Genomic DNA, 20421 nt, shown 5'->3' on the forward strand with positions numbered 1-20421 from the left:
AGGCGCTGTTCGGCGCGGTGTGGGCGTCCAGCCGTCCTCGGGCGGCGGCCGGGTTCGTCAACGCCTCCCTCGTGGCGTTCCTGAGGCCCCTTGATGCTGCTGACGGCCACCCGGCAGCGGATGCGGGGCATGGACCCGCGCGCGGCGGGAACGGCGGTCGCCGCCTTCCAGGAACATCTGGTCGCCATCGACGCGTGGTCCCTGGACAGCGACGAGAACCGGTGGTCCCTGAGCGTCGAGCAGATGCAGCCCGGGCTGATCTGAGCGTCGGCCGGGGCCTGACCTGAGCGTCGGCCGGGGCGGCGGGCCCGCGTGGAAGGGTGCGGGCCCGCCGCTCAGGGCAGCAGCAGCCAGTCCGCGGCGAGCGCCGCCGCCAGTCCCAGGCCGAGCAGCCAGCTGCCCAGCCGCGTACGCCCGTTGCGGCTCAGCTCGATCACGATCCCGCACAGGATCAGCGCGGCGCCGTACACCCCGACGACCAGGACCGACGTGCGGCTCGCGAGGCGGACCACCAGCACGGCCGCCATCGCGGCCATCAGCGCGGAGGCCAGGACGATCCGCACCCGCCGGGCCTGACGAGGAGTCAGGTGCACGCGGCGTGCGGGCAGGGGCTGTTCGTCGGCGTCGGCGGGTGCGTCCATGAGCGGGAATGGTACGGGACGGCTGTTCGGGCCCGTACGACCGCGTTCGCATCCCTCGGCCTTCTCCTGGCCCCCTGGCCTCCCGGCCCCTGCTCCCCGCGCTTCGGGATCCCGGCTCCGCTCCCGGTCGGCGCTCCCGGTCGGCGCTATGTGAAGAAGAGCACCGCGCCCGACAGCACCGCGCCGATCAGCCCCGCGGCCATCAGCCCGACCATCAGCGTCCGCAGCACGCCCGGGCCGACCGAGCGCCACGCGTCGTCGAAGGTCGGGGCGCCTCGGAAGCGGTAGCCGGTCACCGTGCAGAGCACGCCCAGGACGAGGACGACCAGTCCGCCGCAGAGGCACAGCACCCCGTTGGCCAGCCGGTTCCAGCTGTGCTGGACGTAGCTGGAGCGGCCGACCTGGCGTACCTCGATCAGGTCGCCCTCCTTGAAGCGGTGCCAGGAGTCGACACTGGCGTTCAGGTCCTTCGTCCTGCCGTCGTCCGACCGGAATGTGCCGTAGCACTGGATGTCGCGCGTCCGGTTCCCCGAGTGCTGCTTGTTCGCGTAGTGGTAGTCCGTGGCGCACGCCTCCACGGTGATCTTGCCGGGGCTGCCGTCCACCCACACCGAGTACGGGCCCACGTAGACGCCGACCGCGATCAGCAGCAGCGCGGCCAGCACAACGCCCACGCCGATCAGCCGCCCCAGACCGCGCTTCACCCCGTCCGTCACACCCGGCGCGTCGCCCACACCGGATGCATGGGACGCGCCTGACCTGGTGTGTTCCGACTGTGCTGCCATGGTCAGCGATCCTTTCCAGGGGCGTGCGAAGGTGCAGGACGAACGATGCACGCATCGGCATGCCGGACATGCCACGCGTACGGGGTGTGCGTGCTTCCGCGATGTGCCGAGCCTACGGCCCGGACGCACCCGCCCGGCCGGCCAGGCGGTCCGCAGCGTCACCCGTAATGCTGCAAAAAGAGAAAGACGGCTGCACCAAGGATGCCCACCCCGGTGACGGACAGCAGCAGCGGCCGCAGCACCGCCCCGCCGGGCAGCCCGTCCCAGCTGTCGCCGAACGACCGTCCCCAGCGAGCGCCGAAGCCGGTCAGCAGGCAGAAAGCGCCCGCCGCGAGCATCGGCAGCGACACGAACACTCCGGCGACATCGCCCCACACCTGCTCCCGACCGAAGACCACGTACGTTCCGCCGTCACCGCTCTGTACGGGGACACGGGTACCCGGCGGGTACACCGTGTCGGGGTGGAACGTTCCAAAAGAATTGACATCACCAAGGCCGTCGCTGCTGACGGTGCTGCTCCGATGAGGCTCCCCGCTTTTCTGAGGGGCGTCCTCGCCGTCCCAATGGGCGTCCTCGCCGCCCCGATGAGCCTCCTCGCCGCCCCGGTCTGCCCGGAAGGTGCCCGTACAGGTGACCGTCCGGCTGCCGTGACGGCCGCTGCCGACGGCCGCGTGGCGCTCGTGGCACTCCTCGACGGTGTACGCCCCGTGAGTGCCCGTGGATCCGGTGGCGAGCACCGTCTGCCCGACCGAGATCACACAAACCATCACCCCCAGTGCCACCAGGACGAGGCCGACGGCCCGCCCCACCACATACCGGGCCGCGTCGCGGTGACCGGTCACCGTCGCCAGGATCCGGCTCAGAGAGCGAAGTGACGCGAGGGGCGTACGGTGCGCTACCGGCGGCGGCATCAGACGATCCCGTCGACGAGCAGCGCCGCACCGGCCCCGAGGGCGGCCAGGCCGCCGAACCCGGCCAGTACGGCACGGACCGCGATGCCGCCGGGAACCCGCCGCCAGGCGTCCCGGAAACCCGGGCCTCGACGCGTACCGAACCCGGTGAGCAGGCAGAACACGCCCGCCACGAGCGCGCACACCGAGACGCAGACGACCGCCAGGCTTCGCCAGAACCACTGCTCGTCGATCATGACGAACTTGTGGTCCGTTTTCTGGACTGCCAACTGCTTGCCCGGCTCGAACTTGGCTCCGGTCTCGACCGTCGCACCTTCGACCGTCGTGTCTTCGCCCGCCGCACTCTCAACCGTCGCGCCCTCTACCGTCTGATCCTCGGCCGTCTCATCCTCGGCCGCGGTGCCGGCCCGGTCGTCCCGGAAGGTACCGGTGCAGGTGACGACGGGACGGGCGTGCCGGTGGCGGGACGACCCGGCACGGTCGAACTGCGTACGGCACTCCTGGACGGTGAGCGTGCCCGCGTCACCCCGGTGGCCGTTCGCGTACCCCATGTCCTTGGCGGTCATCCCGCCGAAGAACAGCCCGGCGAGGACGAGACCGGCGCCCACGACCCTGCCCGCCGAGGACGGCAGCCGGGCCGACGAGCGCGTACGCACGGCCGACGGGCGCGTGCGTATGAAGGGCTGCGTTGGCATGGAGGGACCGCGTTGCTGTGGGGACAGTGCCGGCCCTGCCCGGCAGCCGTACGGCGCGGGAACGCGCACCACCCGTGGCGCGCGGCCTCTTGACCGGGCAGGTACCGAAACTTAACCACCTCTTTCCCCTTCCGCACCACTCCCCTCCCGCCCCGCATTCCGGCCACCGCCAACACCCAGCACGGTCAATCCCCCCGAATTCGATCCGCATTCGAGCGGAATCACTCCACGCATATACCTCAACGGCCCGTCAGCGACGCCCCGTTGAAACCCATTTCACCGCCACTGTCCGCTGCCGGGCGCGGGCCGCCGACCCGGCAGCCGCCCGCGAGGACCCGCCTTGACATGCCTGCGTTAAGGACACATAAAGTGGTCACGCTGGACGTGTCGAGGGTCAAACACGCCAAGCACGAATGACAGGGCAATGACGGGGGCCGTGGTGGCGGACAAGGCATTCGACGTAGACCCTGAGGTGCTGCGCACACAGGGTCACGCGTTCATGAACATCGGCACGGAGTTCGGCAAGGCGGCCAAGAAACTCAAGGACGACCTGGAGGGCTTCGGAAAGCCCTGGGAGGACGCCGACTTCGGCGCCGCCTTCGACGTCATCTACACCCCGATCCGCGACGGCATGTTCACCTCCATGGATTCGCTGGGCGAACGCCTTGAGGACATCGGCGACAAACTCCAGGGCATGGCCCGCACCTACACGGCCTCCGACGAGCAGGGCGTCCACGTCGTCAGCTCGGTCCCCCGCCCCGCGGTCTGAGGCGCACGGCCCACTCGTACGGCCGTCAGCGCGTCCCGCCGTACGACCGTCCGTGCTCGCCGCTCGTCACCGTACGGCCCGCTGACACGCGACCTGGCCCGTACGTTCCATCCGTACGCCCCACCGCCCCGGCAGCCGACAGGCACCTGCCCGTCCCCCACCCTCCACTCCCGCTCTCACCCGCACCCATTCCGCCCACGCTGCTCATGCCTCTCACGCCTCTCATGCCTCTGAGCAGCACCAACACCACGATCACGATCACTCCAGCCGCACACGGCTGCAACCGCACGGGGGACGATCACTGTGTCACTGACACTGCCGAGCGAGGTCGCCTGGGTCCTCGGACTTCTCGGCTACGACTGGCCGCAGGCCGACGAGGACGCGCTCTTCAAGTGCGCCGAGACCTGGCGGAACTTCGCCGCCCAGGTCGAACAGGCGGCCTCGCAGGGCACGTCGGCGGCCAACGAGGTGGCCGCGGCGAACACCGGCGAAGCCGTCGACGGATTCCACAAGGAATGGGGCGCCTTTTCCGGCAGCTCGGGTTCCGACCACTATCTGCGTGACGCCCAGATCGCGGCCGAGACCATCGCACTGGCTTTCGACGCGGCGGCCATCGCCGTACTCACCGGCAAGATCGCGATCATCGCCCAGCTCGTCGTCCTCGCGGTGGAACTCATCGCCGCACAAGCCGCCGCCCCCTTCACCTTCGGGCTGTCCGAAGCGGGCGCGGCGGGCGCAACACAAATCACCCGCGTCGCCGTCCGCGAGATCCTGAACAAGATCAAGCAGGAGGTCGTACAGGCCGCCACCAAGACCATGGAACACGCGACGATGGACGCCATCAAGAAGCTCGCCAAGAAGGCGGTTTCCAAGGAAGCCCGGCAACTGGCGATGGACTACGCCAAGAAGACGGTCAAGGACACGGTCAAGGAGACCGTCCAGGACAAGGTCGTCGAGGACGGCAAGGCGAAAGCCACCGAAGCCGCCACAGAAATGGGGCAGAACATTGCCCAGCAGGGCATCGAGCACCACTTCGGCGCCCGCGACGGCATGGACTGGGGCGAAACCGCCGACATCGGCAAGGAAAAGGCCGGCGAATACGCCGACGGCCTCAAGGAAGGCGCCCAGAGCCTGGCCGACCCCCAGACGTACGTCGACCATGCCAGGCAAGACCTCACCAACCGCGGCCTCGACGCGGCCCAGAAACACACGGACAACCGCACAGGCGGCGCCGCGACCCGCCACCAGAGCGTCACCGACGGCGCGAGGGATTCGGTACAAGCCGTGTTCGGGTGAGGCCCGGGAGCAGGCCCCGGACCTTCAGCCCCTCACCCCCTCACCACCCCTCACCCAAAAACAGCACGAACATCCTCGGCACCGCCAGCCCTCCTCTCACTCCCACCTCCACCTCCACCACCGCTTCCGCTTCCACTTCCACTTGCTTCTTCCCTCCCGCCCCCACCTCCTCTCCCTCTCTCAACGGCCTCCCGCGCCCTCCCCGCCGCGGCACTGGCCCCCGCCTCCGTCGCGCCGTCGAGCAGACGGTCGCGATGAGTGGCAGGGTCGAGGAGGCCGGCCAAACCCCCTTCCCTCTCCCCCGGGCCACTCGGCGTGCCGACGACGTACTCACCGGCCGTGAATTCCCCACCCTGGACCGTGCCGAACTGCTTGCCGAATTCCTTCTTGGCGCCATCCACCGTGTCCCCCACATCAATCCCGGCACGAGCACCGAAATGGCTCTCGATGCCCTGCTGAACGATGTTCTGCCCAGCCCCGGTCACGATGTTGGTGGCGACCTCCTTGGCGGGGTCGACGACGATGTCCCTGACCGTCTTCCTCGCATAGTCCGTCGCGAAGTCCTTGACCTGGTTCTTCACTACGTCCGAGGCGATCTCCTTGACGCCCTTCTCGGCGGCGTCCGCCATCGCCTTGGTGACCGCTTCGGCGACCTCCCGCTTCAGCGTGTCCAAGAGCCGTCGCACGACGAGCCGCGTGGCTTGGGTCACCCCCAGCGCGCCCACCTCCGACAGCCCGAATGTGAACGGCGCGGCAGCCTGTGCCGCGATGAGTTCGACGGCCAGGACAACGAGCTGCACGATGACTTCGGCCTTCGCGGCGAACACCGCGGCCGCCGCCACCTCGAAAGCAATACCGATCACATTGGCCGCGATCTGCGCATCGGTCAGGTAGGAACCCGGCCCGCCCGAGAAGTCCTTCCACTCCCCCGTGAAGCGGCTCACCGCCTCGCCCGAATTGCCGCTGACGACCTCCCGTACTGCTGATCCGCCCCGCCCGTCGGTACGCCCGACCTGGGCCGCGAACTCCAGCCAGGCCTGCCCGCACTCCATGAGCTTGTCCTCGTCCGCCTCGGGCCAGTTGTACCCGAGCAGATCGAGCACCCACACGACCTCACCAGGCAGCGTCAGCGCCACGCCCCGCACCTCCCCTGGTACTCGCCCCCATCACGGTCCCCAAGGGGACGAGTACGAACCCGACACCTGACCGACGAACCGCCCCGCCGCACCTTCAGCCGTCTCGTACCTCCGCGCCATCTCCTGGAGCTTCTCCCCCATTCCCTCCATCCGCTTCCCGAGCGAATCCATGGACTCGAACATGCCGTCCCGGACCGGCTCGTAAACCATGGCGAACACCTCCGCGAACTCAGCGCCCGCCCATGGCTTCCCCAGCCCCTTCAATGTGTCCTGCAACCGCTTCGAAGCAGCCCCGAACTCCGCCCCGATATCGACGAACTCCCTCCCCTGCAACCTGATCCCATCCAAATCAACATCAAATGCCTCACCCACCACACAAACCCCCACTCGAACAATCAACCATCGCAGGAATCAGCGACCGAACTCGCCCGCCGAATTGAGTGCCGCGAGCCTTCCATCCCACCGAAAGCGCAGCAAACACCCAACCCACAATCTCCCCTCATCCACCCCACTCGCACACGCGACCCAACACCCCGACACCCCACCGCCCAGACAATCCGAAGAAACCTTTACCGCGCCCCTCTCGCCCCCCACCCACGCGAACAAATTCCAACCACCCACCCACAAAACCACTCCCCCACAGCCCCCAACCCTCAACAAACAATCCTCACTCTAATCAAAATCGATCACAACTCATCCGAGTGAACACCGTGCATGCCGCTGACACCGCGCCGCCGCCACCCCGCTCCCTCCGCACCCACACACATAGAAGGGGCCCGCAGCAAGCTGCGGGCCCCTTCTCCAATCACACTATGCGGCTACTGCCCCGGAGGCTGAGCAGGCGGCGCCGGCGGGTAGGAACCGTAGGCGTTGGGCTGCTGCCCGTAGGGATTCGGCTGCTGCTGGTACGGCCCAGCCTGGTGCGGCGGAAAGCCGGCGTTACTCCCGGGCCCTCCGTAACCACCAGGGCCACCCGGCGGCGGTCCACCGTTGTTCTTCTTACGCCGCACCATGACAATGACAACCACCAGAGCCGCCACCAGCAGAACCAGCACCAGCCCGATAATGACGATCGGAGGAACCCCCAAACCGCTGCTGCCACTTGCCTTCTGCTCACCGGCCTTGCCGGCAGTGGCACCGTCATTCCCGGCAGACGCCGAATCCGTAACTTCCGGGGCCTTGAGCGGACCGTACTTGGACCCGGCCGGAATGTCCTGGGTGAGCGCACGGTACGGACGGATGGTGCCGTACCCGTACTTGGGGCTCGGCGTGCTGATGTCCGACTTACCGTCGGGGGTGATAGCGGTCTTCGTCAGCCGATTGGCAACCTGACCGGCGGTGAGATTCGGGAACTTGGAACGGACGAGCGCGGCGGCGGCAGACACATAGGCAGCGGAATCGGATGTACCGTCCGCCTGCCGGTACTTCCCATCAAGACCAGCCGAGTAAATACCTTCGCCTGGCGCCAGGAGCCGGGTGTGCTCACCGTAGTTCGAATTGCGCCATACCTGTCCGTCCTTGGCCACTGCACCAACCGCCAGCACCCCCGGGGCAGCTGCGGGGTACTGAGGTGAGGAAGTGCCGGCGTTTCCTGTCGCGGCAACGAGCAGTACGTCCTTCTCCAGGGCGTAGCTGATCGCCTTATTCTCGTCGGGGTCGATGGTGCCCGCACCGAACGACATGTTGACGACCTTGGCTCCTTGGTCAACCGCATACCGGAGCGGCTCCGCGAAACCTCGGGTCGTCACGGCGGTTTCAGGGCTGTCCGTCATGACTGGAAGAATCTTCACGCCCGGCGCCAGGCCCATGATTCCAGCAGAACCATTGGCACCGTGCCCGTGACCGGCGATCAGCGCCGCCATCGCAGTGCCGTGGTCATCCTGGGTCGGGTGGTCTCCGGTCCCGCCCTCGCGGGTGAAGCTCTTCCCCGGCAGAACATTTCCCTTCAGGTCGGGATGGGTTGCGTCGACTCCACTGTCGATAACTGCCACGGTCACGTTCTTACCCGTGGATTGCTGTCGTACCTTGTCAAGCCCGAACGCGCCGAGCGCCCACTGCCCGTCCCTGATGTAGTCCGCCGAAGCAGCCGGTGCGGTGCCGATGACCAGCGCTCCCGCCAAGACCGCGCCGCCCACCGCACGCAGCGTCCGCGTGAAGCTCATGCCGTACACCTCTCCTGAAACAGGACGGGGCCCACAGCCCGAGGACTGCGGGCCCCGTCTCGTCTTCGCCGGCTGTCAGACCGACTGGTCCCTACTCGATGACCTTGGGCGCCACATTACGCTCCGGCGTCCAGGTCTCCTCGTCCTCGACGAGGTAGTCAGGGCGCTGTCCGTTCTGGCCCTTGTCGTCCGTGCCCTTGGCGCCGTGTGCACCCGGAGCACCCGCCATGCCCATCGGGCGGCGGCCGCTTGCTCCGGTGCCTGCCTGCGCACCACCGCGGCTGCGGTGCAGACCCGAGCCGCCCTGGGCTCCGCCACCGGTCTTGCTGCCGCTGGTGCTGCCGACCACGCCGCCCTTCTGCCGGGCCAGCCCACCGCCGCGACCTGCCGCGGCGCCTCCGCCGCGTGCCCCGGCGCCGGCACCTGCCGCACCGCCCATGCCAGGCATCCCCGGACGCCCGCTGCGCGCACCGGTGTTTCCGGAGCCGCCGGTCGGACCAGTTCCCCCGATGCGGCTGGTGGACTTGCCGCCGGAAGTACCACCGGCCTTACCGCCACCGGCGATCCCGGGCATACCCGGACCGCCGCCCAGGTGTCCGCCGCCTCCGGGCCCACCGTTGAGGTGTCCGCCACCGCCGGAGGGTGTTCCCAGGCCAGAGCCACCGCCGGGACCGGTGCCGGCCAGGCCGCCCCCCGGACCCGAAGTGCTGGGCGGGTTGAAACTGTCGAGGCCGGTACCGATGTTGGAGGGCATACCGCCCTTGCCCGGCTGTACGGATCCCACGCCACCGTGAATACCGTCCGTCTTAGGGGCCTTGAGTCCATCGGAGGAGAAACCAGGGCCCTTCCCCAAAGAGCCTCCCGGTCCGCCCACGAGCGGCTTGGGCTTCTTCGCAACAGCTGCAGGCAGCGGCAGTACAGGAGGAACGGCGGGGCCGACGTTCGGCGGCGGAACCTCGGTGGAATTTTCATCCGACCGGCCGGGCAGCCTGCCGATCGCTGCGGCGTTCGTACGGTATGCAGCGCCCAGGTACTCCATGGTCGCCGCGGCCTTGAGCTGTGCTTCCTTGCCGGCGGAAAGGTCGTCTTCGTTGTCCTCGACGACCTGCGCGGCGCTCTTACCACTCGACAGCTGCGAATTGGCCTTCGAATCGTCGCGACCGACGCTGTCCGTGGCCCAGTCCCAGGCGCGGTTGCCCCAGCTCGGCCACTCCATCCCATCGAGGTGCTTCTTATACTCGCTTAGCGCCTCACTTGAGCGCTTCATTCCCTCACCGACATGCTTGGCGTACTGAGCGCCGTGGTCGATGCTCTTGCTGATCTTGTCAGCACGGTCCCGGAACGCCTTCGCAGCGTCGCCTTCCCAGTGCTCCAGCACCTCGTTGATGGCCTTGTCGAAAAAGGCTTTGATCCCGCCGCCGTTGTCGCTGACGAGACGGTTGTGTACCTGTTCCCAGGCATGGCCGACGCCCGCGACCTCTTCGGGCTTGGCATTGGCCACCATGGCTTTCAGGCTTTCGAAGTCGTGCTCGTGGAACTTCGTCGAGTTCTCGATCGCGTAGCACTTGTCCTTCGGCGTGTACTTCGAATTCGCGTAGCTACCCATGGCCCTGTCCCCTCTTCTTCTCGGACATCCCCGTGTCCATGGTCATCGCTCAGGAATACTTGTTCGCGCCGGCGGACTGGCCCTGCCGCATCGCGTTGCTTGTGTCCTGCTCACGGTCCTGGTAGGCGCCGTGAGTCTTGGACGTCTTGTTCGTCAGGTCGTCGATCAGATCCTCAAGGTTCTTGAGGACCTTCGTCTCGATGTACGTCTTCATTTCGTTGTGGGTGTTACGGAGTTCAGTCTCCTCCGAAAACCCCTTCCCCAACGCTCCCTCCGGCAGGTGAGTCCCACTCTTCGCCTTGCCGGAGGCTCCCTGCATGTCCTTGAGGACAGTTCTGAGCTTCTTCACCACTTCGTCCAACCGGTCAAGATCAACGCGGTAGGAATCGTTAGCCATGATTGGCCTCCCCGTTCGAGTTGTAGCCGGTCTTGCGGCGCCAGTCGCGCATGGCGATCGAGGTGCCGACGACCGTGGCGACGGCTAGGGCGCCGCCGCCGATGATGTAGATGGCAATGCGGGCCTGTCGTTCCTCGGTGGATTCGCCGATGGTGAGGACGGCCGGCTGGATGTTGGCGCCGGTGTCGGCTGCGCCGGAGTCGGTGTCCGGTTTGGGTTCGCCGGTCGGCTTGGTTGTGTCGTTGAGGGCCGCTACGGGGTCGACGACGCCCCAGCCGATGTTGTGGTCGCGGTTCTTGCGGACGCGTTCGGCGGTCTTCTCCAGGTGCCAGATGATCTCGCGCGGCTTCCACGTCTGGTGCTCGGCCTTGTTGCGGCCGATCAGGAGGGCCGCGGCGCCGGCGGCGTACGGGGCGGCGAAGCTGGTGCCCTGGTCGACGCAGTTGCCGCCGTTGGGGACGGTGGAGACCATGTCCACGCCGGGGGCGGCGATGTCGACGAAGGCGCCGGCCTGGGAGAAGGGGGCGCGTTCGTTGTTGCGGTCGGAGGCGCCGACGGCCAGGACGTTGGAGTTCTCGAAGGCGGCCGGGTACATGCTCTGTTCGGCGCCGCTCGCGCCGCCGTTGCCGGCGGAGGCGACGATCAGGACGTCCTTGGCCTCGGCGCGGGTGACCGCGGCGCGCAGGCTGCCCAGGAGGGCGGGGTCGGCGTTGGTGCCCTGGGAGATGTTGATGACGTCGGCGCCCGCGGCGACCGCGTCGTCTATCGCCTTGGCCAGGCTGGCGGCCGTGCCGCCCTTTTCCTTGTCCGTCTGCTGGAAGGGGATGATCGTGGCCTTGGGGGCGAGGCCGTAGAAGCCGGAGCCGGATTTCGGGCGGGCGGCGATGATGCCCGCGACCTTGGTGCCGTGGCCGACCTGGTCCTCGGTGGGTTTGCCCTTCTCGACGTAGCTCTTGCCGCCGCTGATGGCGCCGCGCAGCTGTTCGTTGCCGGAGTCGACGCCGGTGTCGATGACGGCGACCTTGACGCCGGCGCCCTCTCCGTGGGCCCACATCTGCCGGGTGAGCAGGCGCTGCAGCGACCAGGGGGTCTCTTTGATGTCGTCGGTGCCGAACGTGCACTGGCCACTGTTCAGGGGCACGTTCGGGTCCGCGATCGCCGGTGCGGCCGTGGCGCAGGACAGTGCGACGGCCGAAGCAGCACCGGCCAGTGCTACCGCCGTGCGTCGGCGGTGGCCGGCTCGGTGACCATTGGCGCGAGATCCCACGAGGTGTCTGCTCTCCGTGTGTGGCGGATTCGGGAAGGTGAGGGGGAGGAACCGGGGAGGCGGTGAAGAAGTGGGTGGACTGCGTGAGGGCGAGCGCACTGGTGCAGCGCGCCCGCCCTCATTCACCACTGTGCGAGCCTTCGTGGCTGCTCAGCCGTTGTGCTGTGTCCGTTCCCGTCGGTGGACGGTGCCGGGTCAGCCGCCCCAGATGCTGGCGTTCTTGGACTCGGTGCTCTGGTAGTTCTGAGCGGCCTGGTCCAGGGCCTTGGCGATGGCTTCCAGGGTCGAGTGCAGGGAAGCCGCGCGCTGGTCCCACTCGCGCTGGCGGGCCTGGTAGCCCTCCTGCGCGGCACCTTCCCAGCTGGCCGCGATCTTCTTGACACCCGACTCGAGGTCGTCGAGCTGGGTACGGATGTTGTTGGCCGTTCCGCGCACGTCGGAGGCGGCCTGGGAGATCGTCGCGAAATTGACGAGGATCTGGCCGGACATGAAGTCTCCTCGGGGAGTTGAGCTGAGATCGATTCACATGCCGCAGCAGGCGGGCCGGCCCATGGTCCGCCGGGGCGGTGGGCCGGTGCGTGCTGCGGCGAAGTGGGCGCGCCGCGGGGTGCGGCGCGGTCCCGTCATCCGAAGGGCGAAGCCTGCGCGGAGACGTGGGACATCGACTGAGCCTGCTCCTCTTCCGAGGCCACGTAGTTCTTCGTGGTCGAGTCGATCGCTTCCTTGATCTCGTTCAGCAGCTGGTTCAGGCGCTTGGCGTCGTCATTCACCTGGGTCTGCAGCTGGTGGTACGAGGTGGCGGCAGCGCCCTTCCACCCGGACGTGATGCCCTCGACGACCCCGTTCAGGCGAGTGATCTCACCCTGGATCGACTGGTTGACGGAGGAGATACGGCCGCTGAATGCGACCATCTCCTCCTCAGTGGTTGTGAACTGCTGACCAGCCATAAGTCAACGTCCCCCATGAGACTCGTACGTCGTGCCGGGGGACTGGCGTGAAGCAAGCCCCCGGTCGGCATCTTCTGTTGACGCCTTCCGTCACTTTAACCACTCCATACGCCTGTTCCCAACAGCGGGTGGGTGGTTGTGACGGGATCACAACAAAGGCAACTGGCCGACCGCGAATGCCAATTCGATGGAAACGGACAGATGCCTTTGTTTCGGTCAAGCGGGAAGGTGAAGCAGCGTCCTCGGATGTGAAGGTGCAGTGCGGGTCCGGGGGATCAGGAGCTCTGTGGCTTCTTGGCGCTGTCGACATCCAGCTGCGGCCCTTCGGACAGCAGCTGCGACCACGCCTTGTCGACCGTCGGCGGACGCACGCTCTCGTATCCGAGGTGGATCTGTGCCTGGTCGCGCGCCTTCTCCGCATTGCCCGCCTTGGTGGCGCTGTCGTTGCTGCGCGGCACCGAATAGCGCAGGCCGGTGTCGGTCACCAGGAACAGCGTGCCTTCCTTGGCGCTGCCCGTCACCTGCTGGTAGAGCAGGCCGCTGCCGGGCGTCACGTACGAGGCCGAGCCGGAGGCGATGGTGGCCGGGTAGTCCTTGCCGACCCAGGTGGTCATCTTCGGTACGGCGCCGCTGAAGCCGAGCGCCTTGCCCGCGCCGTTCGCGTACTCCGTGCTGGTGCCGTGGTAGACGCTGCAGGCGACGTCCGCGCCCTTGCCCGAGTCGCCGATGCCGGAGCTGCGCTGCGTTGCGGCGGCGTTGGCCATGGTGACGGCCTCGGAGGGCCACAGGGCCGTACCCGGGTACTCCGACCCGAACTGGACGACCTGGTCCTTGTCGTCACGCTTGGGGGTGATGCTGTCGGTGGAGACCTTGATCGCGTCCATCTTCTCGCCGCCCTTCTTGACGGCGGTCGCGTTCGGTCCCTCCAGCAGCAGCTTGGCCTGGAAGTTGGTGACCTTCTCCAGGCCGTCGGCGGTGACGACGTACTTCTGGTTGTCGCCGGCCTGCAGGATGTTGCCGATGACGCTGAACTCGCTCGGCACCCCCTCGACGGCCATCCGGGTGCCCGCCTTCTCCACCCGGGGCATGGTGAGCGGCATCTGGCTCTTGATGAGGGTGTTCATCCATTCGGAGGTCACCTGCTGCGGCTGCGCGTCGCCGAAGATGACCTGGCGCAGCTTGTCGTCCTGCTGCTCCTTCACGGCCGGCGAGGGGGCCTTGCCGGCGAGGGCGTCGAACTTGAAGGCCACGCCGTTCTCGTCGACGAGGTACTTCTCGCCCTCCGGGTCCTGGACGTACAGCGCCTGGTGCAGGTCGAGCTTGCCGTGGTCGAGCACCTTGGCCTTGTCCTTGCCGCCGAGGACGAATACGGCCTGCTGGGACTTGCTGTTCTCACCGCTGCCCGGGCGGTCGCACACCGCCCAGATCTTGGGAGTGCCGGCCTCCTTCTCGGTGGGCAGCCGGTCGGGGGCGTACGGGATTCCGATGGCCGGGCCGTGCGGGATCTTTCCGTCGAGTTCCTCTTCCTTCACCTTTACGACCTGAAACTTCTTCGGGTCGAGAAGGAGTTTGGCGGAGGCCAGGTTGAGGATCGGGTGCAGAAGTTTCTGATTGCTTCCGTTTTCACCCTTGCTGTTCAGTACGACATACCGGGTGGTGGACTTGTCGCCGACGATGACGTTTTGCGCTGGCGTGTCCCAGCCCTTCGGGGCGACCGGCTTGAGGATGCCGCAGGCGCCGAAGCCCACGGTGACCACCAGGCCGAGCAGGATGCTCGGGAGCACCGCCTTGAGCGGCCGCGGCGCGCTCTCGATCGAGCCGTTCGGTAGCGGCTTCAGAAATGCCGCAGTCGTCCGCTTTCGAGCGAACGAATACGCATTCAGCTCGTCCCGACGTGATGCCATTGTTGCTTTCTCTCCCCGCCTGTCGGATCCACCGTGGACCGCCCCCGGCACTCGGGCCGCAGCGCCCTCTACTATGCCGTGTGTCGATCGACCCGTACGGTACGGGTGCCACCTTCCGGTGCACCAGTCTCGACGACGGTACTGAGGCCGGGAAGACATACCGCTCAGAGGCACAATGCTCGGAGCCACACCACCAGTAGAGGAGCAGGCCGGGGGATGTCCAGCGCCACCAGGGCTCGACGCCGCAATGGGCGGCAGCAACAGCAACAGCCTTCCGTTGCGCCGCATTACGCGGGAAATGCGGGCCAAAACGGTATAGCTCCGGGCAATGGAGGAAATCAGGGTCGCGGAGCCGCGGACCGGCCGGCCGGGCCGGTGGCACCCCGGCTGCGCACGCAGGCCGGGAGCATCGGCGGCGTCCGCGTCCAGCAGCTCGCGATCATCGAGATCGCCGCGGCGCTGGTGCTGGTGGGGTGGGCGATCCATCCCGTGGCCCTGTCCGTCGCGGCGGTGCTGGCGGCCGTACTCGTCGTCTTCGCCCTCGGCCGGCGCCGGCGCATCCCGCTGCCGGAGTGGATCACGACGGTGCGGGCGATGAAGCGCCGGGCCAGGCGGAGCAGTTCGGCCGCGGGCTCCGGTGGTGTCGACCCGGCGTTCGCGCCGCTGGTGGAGTGCGATCCGGCGCTGCGCACGTACGAGTACACCGACGCCGAGCAGCGCGCGATCGGCTTCGTCGGGGACGGCACGTTCCTGACCGCCGTCGTGCAGCTGGAGGGCCGCGACGAGCCGCTGCGCCCGGCGAGCGGCGGCCGCGCGCTGCCGATGGACGTACTGCACACCGCGCTGGACGTGGAGGACATCCACCTCGAATCGGTGCAGTTCGTGCAGTACACCCAGCCCGCCCCGGCCCCGCATCTGCCCGAGCAGGCCGTCGCCGCCCGTTCCTACGCACCGCTCCAGGCGCAGACCAAGACGCCCGCCCTGCAGCTCACCTGGATCGCGCTGAAGCTGGACCCGGAACTGTGCGCGGAGGCCATCGAGGCGCGCGGCGGCGGTCTCGACGGCGCCAAGCGGTCGCTGCTGCGCGCTGCCGACCAGCTCGTCAGCCGGCTGTCCGCGCACGGTGTACGGGCCAAGGTGCTCGCCGAGCGCGAGGTGGTGGCCGCGGTGGGCACCGCGGTGTGCGTCAGCCCGCGGGCCGCGAACGGCGCGATGGGCCGCGACGGCCGCGCCGCGCGCCGCACACAGGAGACGGTGCGGGCGATGCGCTGCGACGACCGCTGGCACACCACGTACTGGATCGGCCGCTGGCCCCAGCTGGGGCAGGGCGGTACGCCGCTGGCGGGCGTCGTCCAGTTGCTGAGCAGCACCCCGGCCATGGCCAGCACCTTCTCGCTGACCGCCTCGCACGGCAGCGGCCGGGCACCCGCCATCTCGGGCTACGTCCGCCTCTCGACCCGCAGCGAGAACGAACTGAGCGCCGCACAGGGTGAGTTGGAGCGCCGCTCCGGCTCCGCGAAGGTCGGGCTCGTCCGGCTGGACCGTGAGCAGCTGCCCGGCCTGCTGGCCACGCTTCCCCTCGGAGGTACCCGCTGATGGCGACGCCCACCTACCAGCCCCGCGCCACCCCGAGCAGCGACGGCTGGCGCAATCCCCCCATCGGCGGCACGCCCGCGGGCGGCGGGCGGCGGCTCTCGCACGAGCCCCGGCCCGACGAGCGGCAGTCCGCGTCCAACGGCCCGCGCCCGCAGCCGGGCTTCGGCCTGAAGGGCCCGCGGCGCAGTCCGCACGTCCTGCCGCCGGAGTCACTCGGCTCGCTGACGCTGCCGGTCGCCGAGGACGGCGTCGTCATCGGCATCGACCCGCAGAACCAGCCCGCGGTGCTCAGCCTGCTGCGGCCCAGCCCGCTCGAAGTGGTGCTGGTGGGCAGCATGTGGCTGGCGCAGGTGCTGTCGCTGCGTACGGTCGCCACCGGCGCGCGGGTCGCGGTCGAGACCGCGCGGCCGCCGGCCTGGGCGCAGATGGCACAGGCGGCGGGCGGCGGGCAGCAGTGCGTCTCGGTGCACGACGTACGGCAGATCGCGCCGCAGGGGCCGTCGGTCTCCAGCCCGGTCCTGGTCGTACGGGACATGGGCGCGCGGCCGCCGCGCAACCAGCTCGCCCCGGGGCCCTGGCAGTCCGTACTGACCGTGCTGCCCTTCCTGGGCCCGCGGTCGCCGCAGATGCTGGCCCGCGCCGACCTGGTCTGCCTGCAGCGGCTGTCGCCGGAGGAGGCCGAGGTCGTGACGCGCATCATGCGGCTCCCGGCGCAGATCGGCGGAGTGCTGCCGACGCTCAGCGACAACGCGATGCTCTGGTGCACGCGGGACAGCCACCAGTTCGTGATGACGCAGCCCACCGACGCGGAGACGAATCTGCTCGGCGGCCCGCGGCGGATGGACTGACGGAGCGGTACACGTACGGCGCGGGCTGTCGCGGGTACCTCTTGGGGGTGTCCGCGGGCCCGCGCCCGTGCTTCGTACGCGGGACCGTGCGCCGGAGCCTTCGGCGGGCCGGCCCGGCACGGGAGCGGTGCGTGGTGCGGCCTCCGGTGTGCTGCCGGTGTGCCGTCGGGTTGCCAAGACGAGATGACATCGACTGCCGTTCGGGGCCGACTGTTGATTAGGCTGTGTCGGAGAGCCGCAAGAGCACACCGGCGGCTGCCGATACGGGGATGGAGACAGTTAGTGTTGGCGCTACCCGGGGTGGTGTGGTCCGACATCCGATTGATCCGCCTGTATCCGGTCCTGCCGTTCAGGTGCGTTTCAGTACACCAGGAGGCACAGTGAGGGAGCAGGAGGCTTTCCGTCCGGACGGGAACGATCCTGACGACGACCAGTCCGAGTTCGATCTGACGGGTGAATTCAAGATCGATTTCGCGGCTCCGGCCTGGTACGCCAGCAACGACACCAGCGGCGGCGGTTCGGCCGCGGCCGCTCCGGCCACACCTCCCGCCGCCACACCCTCCACGCCGCCCACCGGAGCGCCGCTGAGCGGTCCCGTGCAGGCGGGTCCCGGCCAGACCGGCCCGCAGGCCGGACCGGCCCAAGGAGCCCCACAGGGCGCTGCGGCACCGCCTGCCGCGCCTCCCGGGTTCCCGACGCTGCGTCCCGACGGCGGCGCCGCCGACACCGCTCCGGCGCCCGCGCCCACCGCGCCGCCGGTCGCTCCGGCCCCCGTCGCACCCGCACCGCCCGCGCCCGAGCCGGTGGCTCCCGTGACGCCTCCCGCGCCCGTCGCCGAGGCCGCGCCGGAGACGCCCGCCGAGTCCGCGGAGTCCGACGTGGCCGCAGCGGCCACGTCCGCAAACGTACGGGCCGGCAGCGGCGCCGACCCGTCGGCGTCCCTGTGGGCCGACGACCCGGAGCCCGAACCGGCCCCCGCTCCCGCCCCGGTGGAGGCCGCGCCGGCCGCCGACGAGCAGCGGGCCGACGAGGCGGCCTCGTCCGGCGGGGCAGCCGAGGCCGAGGCACCGGCCCCCGCTCCCCTGGCACAGCCCGCGCCGGAGGCCGAAGTTCCTGTCGCCGAGCCGCAACCGCCCGTGCAGCAGCAGTCCGTGGAACAGCGGCCCACTCCAGAAGCCCCGCAGCAGCCGGAAGCCCCGCAGCAGCCCGAGGCCGCGCAGCAGGACGTACCGCAGGAAGCTCCGCAGCAGGGCGTTCCCCAGCAGCAGGCAGCGCAGGAGCAGCCGCCTCAGCAGCAGATGCCGCAGGAGCAGGCCGCGCCCCAGCAGGTGCCGCAGCAGCAGATGCCTCAGCAGCAGGGCATCCCTCAGCAGGGTGCGCCTTGGGGCGGCGCCGTCGGACAGCAGGCAGGTGCGCCTGCGAACCTGCCGCCGCTGCCTCCGGAGTACCAGCCCGCGGACCCGCGGACGGCTCAGGCCCAGCAGCAGCCGTACCAGCAGCAGGCACAGCCGCAACCCCAGCAGCAGGCGTACGCCCAACAGCAGCCGTACCAGCAGCAGGCCGGTTACCCGCAGCAGCAGGCACAGCAGCCCCAGCCCCAGCAGCAGGCACCCCAACAGGCCCAGCCGCAGGCCGCGTACGGCTACCCGCAGCCCGCCTACGGATATCCGCAGCAGCATCCCCAGCAGGGCGCACCGATGCCGCAGCAGGCACCGGCAGACCCCAATGCCGCTGCCGCGCAAGGCGGTTACGGCTACCCTCAGCAGGCCCAGCCGCAGCAGCAGGCACCCCAGCAGGCGCAGCAAGCCCAGGCTCAGCAGCAGGCCGCTTACGGCTATCCGCAGCAGCAGGGCGCCTACGGCTACCCACAGGCCGCCCAGGGCTACCCACAGCAAGCCGCGCCCGCTCAGCAGCAACAGCAGCAATACCCCGCGTACGGCCAGCAGCAGGCACAGCCGCAGGCCCCGCAGCCCCAGCAGCCGCAGGCTCAACAGCCCCAGCAGGCCCAGCCCCAGGCCCCGCAGCAGCCGCAGGCCCCCACCCCCGTCCAGGGCACCGACCCGAACGCCGCCGCCAATTACGCGCAGTACTCGCAGCCGGGTCAGCAGCAGCAACAGCAGCGGGCCGCCCCGGGCGCGCCCCTGGGCTACAGCGCCGCCGTCGAGCTGACCTCCGACCGCCTGCTCCGCAACCAGCCCAAAAAGAAGAAGCCGGGCGCCAACGCCCAGCCTTCGCGCTTCAAGCTGGGTGCGAAGAAGGAGGAGCAGGAGCGCCAGCGCAAGCTGGAGCTGATCCGTACGCCGGTGATGTCCTGCTACCGGATCGCGGTCATCAGCCTCAAGGGCGGCGTCGGCAAGACCACGACGACGACCTCGCTGGGCGCCACGCTCGCCTCCGAGCGGCAGGACAAGATCCTGGCGATCGACGCGAACCCGGACGCCGGCACCCTCGGCCGCCGGGTCCGCCGCGAGACCGGCGCGACCATCCGTGACCTGGTGCAGGCGATTCCGCAGCTGCACAGCTACATGGACATCCGCCGGTTCACCTCGCAGGCGCCGTCCGGCCTGGAGATCCTCGCCAACGACGTGGACCCGGCCGTCTCGACGACGTTCAACGACGACGATTACCGGCGGGCGATCGACGTCCTCGGCAAGCAGTACCCGATCATCCTCACCGACTCGGGTACAGGCCTGTTGTACAGCGCGATGCGCGGAGTGCTGGACCTCGCCGACCAGCTGATCATCATCTCCACCCCGTCGGTGGACGGTGCGTCCAGCGCCAGCACCACGCTGGACTGGCTGTCCGCGCACGGCTACGCCAACCTCGTACAGCGCGGTATCACGGTGATCTCCGGGGTCCGCGAGACCGGCAAGATGATCAAGATCGATGACATCGTGTCGCACTTCGAGACGCGGTGCCGCGGTGTGGTCGTGGTCCCGTTCGACGAGCACCTGGCCGCCGGTGCCGAGGTCGACCTGGACATGATGCGTCCCAAGACCCGCGAGGCGTACTTCAACCTGTCCGCGCTGGTGGCCGAGGACTTCTCCCGGACCCAGCAGGCGCAGGGCGCCTGGAACGACCCCGCCGCCCAGCAGCAGATGCAGCCGGGCGACCCGAACGCCCAGCAGCAGTACGGGCAGCAGCAGTACGGCCAGCAGGCGTACCCGCAGCAGCAGGGCCAGGAGGCGCCGGGTCAGCAGCCCGCCGGGTACCCGCCGCAGCAGGGCGGCTGGACCCAGCAGCCGCAGGGCCAGCAGCCGCCGGCCGGGTGGCAGCAGCCGCCCCCGGACGCACCGCAGCAGCCCGGCCAGCCCGGCCTCCAGCCGGGGTGGACGCAGCAGCCCCCGCCGCAGTGACAGCAGGCGCCGTCGGCGGCGCCTCACCACGGCACACGAAGAGGCCCGGCACTTTCCCAGTGCCGGGCCTCTTCCCGTCTCCCGGCGCCCGCGAGGGACGCCGCG

General features: G+C 69.2%; 19 protein-coding genes. 6 read left to right on the forward strand and 13 right to left on the reverse strand.

The genetic code is table 11. The features are described 5' to 3' along the window. Positions 1 to 93 precede the first annotated feature (93 nt). Positions 94 to 264, forward strand: a complete 171-nt coding sequence (locus tag ACZ4Z1_RS38995; RefSeq protein ID WP_468491436.1) for a hypothetical protein — start codon at positions 94 to 96, stop codon at positions 262 to 264. Positions 265 to 335: 71 nt separating this feature from the next. Here ACZ4Z1_RS38995 and ACZ4Z1_RS39000 read toward each other — a convergent pair whose 3' ends face one another. From ACZ4Z1_RS39000 to ACZ4Z1_RS39015, 4 genes are all read right to left on the reverse strand, one after another. Then, positions 336 to 791, reverse strand: a complete 456-nt coding sequence (locus ACZ4Z1_RS39000) for a hypothetical protein (protein ID WP_468491464.1) — start codon at positions 789 to 791, stop codon at positions 336 to 338. Continuing rightward, positions 788 to 1426 carry a hypothetical protein gene (locus tag ACZ4Z1_RS39005; RefSeq protein ID WP_468491466.1) on the reverse strand — a complete coding sequence of 213 codons (639 nt, stop codon included), beginning with the start codon at positions 1424 to 1426 and terminating at the stop codon, positions 788 to 790. Before ACZ4Z1_RS39005 ends, ACZ4Z1_RS39000 begins: the two co-directional genes overlap by 4 nt. Positions 1427 to 1584: 158 nt before the next feature. Further along, positions 1585 to 2268 carry a hypothetical protein gene (locus ACZ4Z1_RS39010; protein ID WP_468491437.1) on the reverse strand — a complete coding sequence of 228 codons (684 nt, stop codon included), beginning with the start codon at positions 2266 to 2268 and terminating at the stop codon, positions 1585 to 1587. A gap of 68 nt (positions 2269 to 2336) precedes the next feature. Continuing rightward, positions 2337 to 3032 (reverse strand): hypothetical protein, encoded by a 696-nt coding sequence (locus ACZ4Z1_RS39015; RefSeq protein ID WP_468491438.1) that lies wholly within the window; start codon positions 3030 to 3032, stop codon positions 2337 to 2339. Between the two features lie 424 nt (positions 3033 to 3456). Between ACZ4Z1_RS39015 and ACZ4Z1_RS39020 the strand changes: the two genes are divergently transcribed. Beyond that, complete coding sequence (locus ACZ4Z1_RS39020; protein WP_468491439.1) at positions 3457 to 3801, forward strand: WXG100 family type VII secretion target; 345 nt, start codon at positions 3457 to 3459, stop codon at positions 3799 to 3801. A 303-nt stretch (positions 3802 to 4104) separates the two neighbouring features. Next, the gene (locus ACZ4Z1_RS39025; protein WP_468491440.1) at positions 4105 to 5097 is read left to right on the forward strand and encodes a WXG100-like domain-containing protein; all 993 of its coding nucleotides are present in this window, start codon (positions 4105 to 4107) and stop codon (positions 5095 to 5097) included. 50 nt (positions 5098 to 5147) lie between these two features. Here the strand turns inward: ACZ4Z1_RS39025 and ACZ4Z1_RS39030 are convergent, their stop codons facing one another. The 9 genes from ACZ4Z1_RS39030 to ACZ4Z1_RS39070 all read right to left on the reverse strand — a co-directional run bounded on the left by ACZ4Z1_RS39030 (position 5148) and on the right by ACZ4Z1_RS39070 (position 14516). Further along, positions 5148 to 6233 carry a WXG100-like domain-containing protein gene (locus ACZ4Z1_RS39030; protein WP_468491441.1) on the reverse strand — a complete coding sequence of 362 codons (1086 nt, stop codon included), beginning with the start codon at positions 6231 to 6233 and terminating at the stop codon, positions 5148 to 5150. A 30-nt stretch (positions 6234 to 6263) separates the two neighbouring features. Beyond that, the gene (locus tag ACZ4Z1_RS39035; RefSeq protein ID WP_468491442.1) at positions 6264 to 6581 is read right to left on the reverse strand and encodes a hypothetical protein; all 318 of its coding nucleotides are present in this window, start codon (positions 6579 to 6581) and stop codon (positions 6264 to 6266) included. A 470-nt stretch (positions 6582 to 7051) separates the two neighbouring features. Continuing rightward, positions 7052 to 8395 (reverse strand): S8 family serine peptidase, encoded by a 1344-nt coding sequence (locus ACZ4Z1_RS39040; protein WP_468491443.1) that lies wholly within the window; start codon positions 8393 to 8395, stop codon positions 7052 to 7054. A 91-nt stretch (positions 8396 to 8486) separates the two neighbouring features. After that, a complete protein-coding gene (locus ACZ4Z1_RS39045) occupies positions 8487 to 10001 on the reverse strand; it encodes a hypothetical protein (protein ID WP_468491444.1) in 1515 nt (504 codons plus the stop codon). 49 nt (positions 10002 to 10050) lie between these two features. After that, positions 10051 to 10398 (reverse strand): hypothetical protein, encoded by a 348-nt coding sequence (locus ACZ4Z1_RS39050; protein WP_468491445.1) that lies wholly within the window; start codon positions 10396 to 10398, stop codon positions 10051 to 10053. Next, positions 10391 to 11665: a type VII secretion-associated serine protease mycosin gene (mycP, locus tag ACZ4Z1_RS39055; protein WP_468491446.1), complete on the reverse strand. Its 1275-nt coding sequence runs from the start codon at positions 11663 to 11665 to the stop codon at positions 10391 to 10393. The genes ACZ4Z1_RS39050 and mycP overlap by 8 nt, the downstream gene beginning before the upstream one ends. Positions 11666 to 11860: 195 nt before the next feature. Further along, positions 11861 to 12154: a WXG100 family type VII secretion target gene (locus ACZ4Z1_RS39060; RefSeq protein ID WP_030024340.1), complete on the reverse strand. Its 294-nt coding sequence runs from the start codon at positions 12152 to 12154 to the stop codon at positions 11861 to 11863. Between the two features lie 134 nt (positions 12155 to 12288). Beyond that, a complete protein-coding gene (locus tag ACZ4Z1_RS39065) occupies positions 12289 to 12612 on the reverse strand; it encodes a WXG100 family type VII secretion target (protein ID WP_030024339.1) in 324 nt (107 codons plus the stop codon). A gap of 275 nt (positions 12613 to 12887) precedes the next feature. After that, entirely contained in the window at positions 12888 to 14516 is a 1629-nt protein-coding gene (locus tag ACZ4Z1_RS39070) for a type VII secretion protein EccB (protein ID WP_468491447.1), read from the reverse strand. Between the two features lie 375 nt (positions 14517 to 14891). On the opposite strand from ACZ4Z1_RS39070, the gene eccE reads away from it, so the two are divergent. The 3 genes from eccE (at position 14892) to ACZ4Z1_RS39085 (ending at position 20316) form a co-directional block, all read left to right on the forward strand. Next, on the forward strand, positions 14892 to 16112 hold the full coding sequence (gene eccE, locus ACZ4Z1_RS39075) for a type VII secretion protein EccE (RefSeq protein ID WP_468491448.1): 1221 nt from the start codon (positions 14892 to 14894) through the stop codon (positions 16110 to 16112). Then, on the forward strand, positions 16112 to 16960 hold the full coding sequence (locus ACZ4Z1_RS39080) for a hypothetical protein (RefSeq protein WP_468491449.1): 849 nt from the start codon (positions 16112 to 16114) through the stop codon (positions 16958 to 16960). The genes eccE and ACZ4Z1_RS39080 overlap by 1 nt, the downstream gene beginning before the upstream one ends. Before the next feature lie 380 nt (positions 16961 to 17340). Then, the gene (locus ACZ4Z1_RS39085; RefSeq protein ID WP_468491450.1) at positions 17341 to 20316 is read left to right on the forward strand and encodes an SCO5717 family growth-regulating ATPase; all 2976 of its coding nucleotides are present in this window, start codon (positions 17341 to 17343) and stop codon (positions 20314 to 20316) included. Positions 20317 to 20421: the final 105 nt, after the last annotated feature.

This window comes from Streptomyces sp. NPDC030165 (assembly GCF_055573595.1).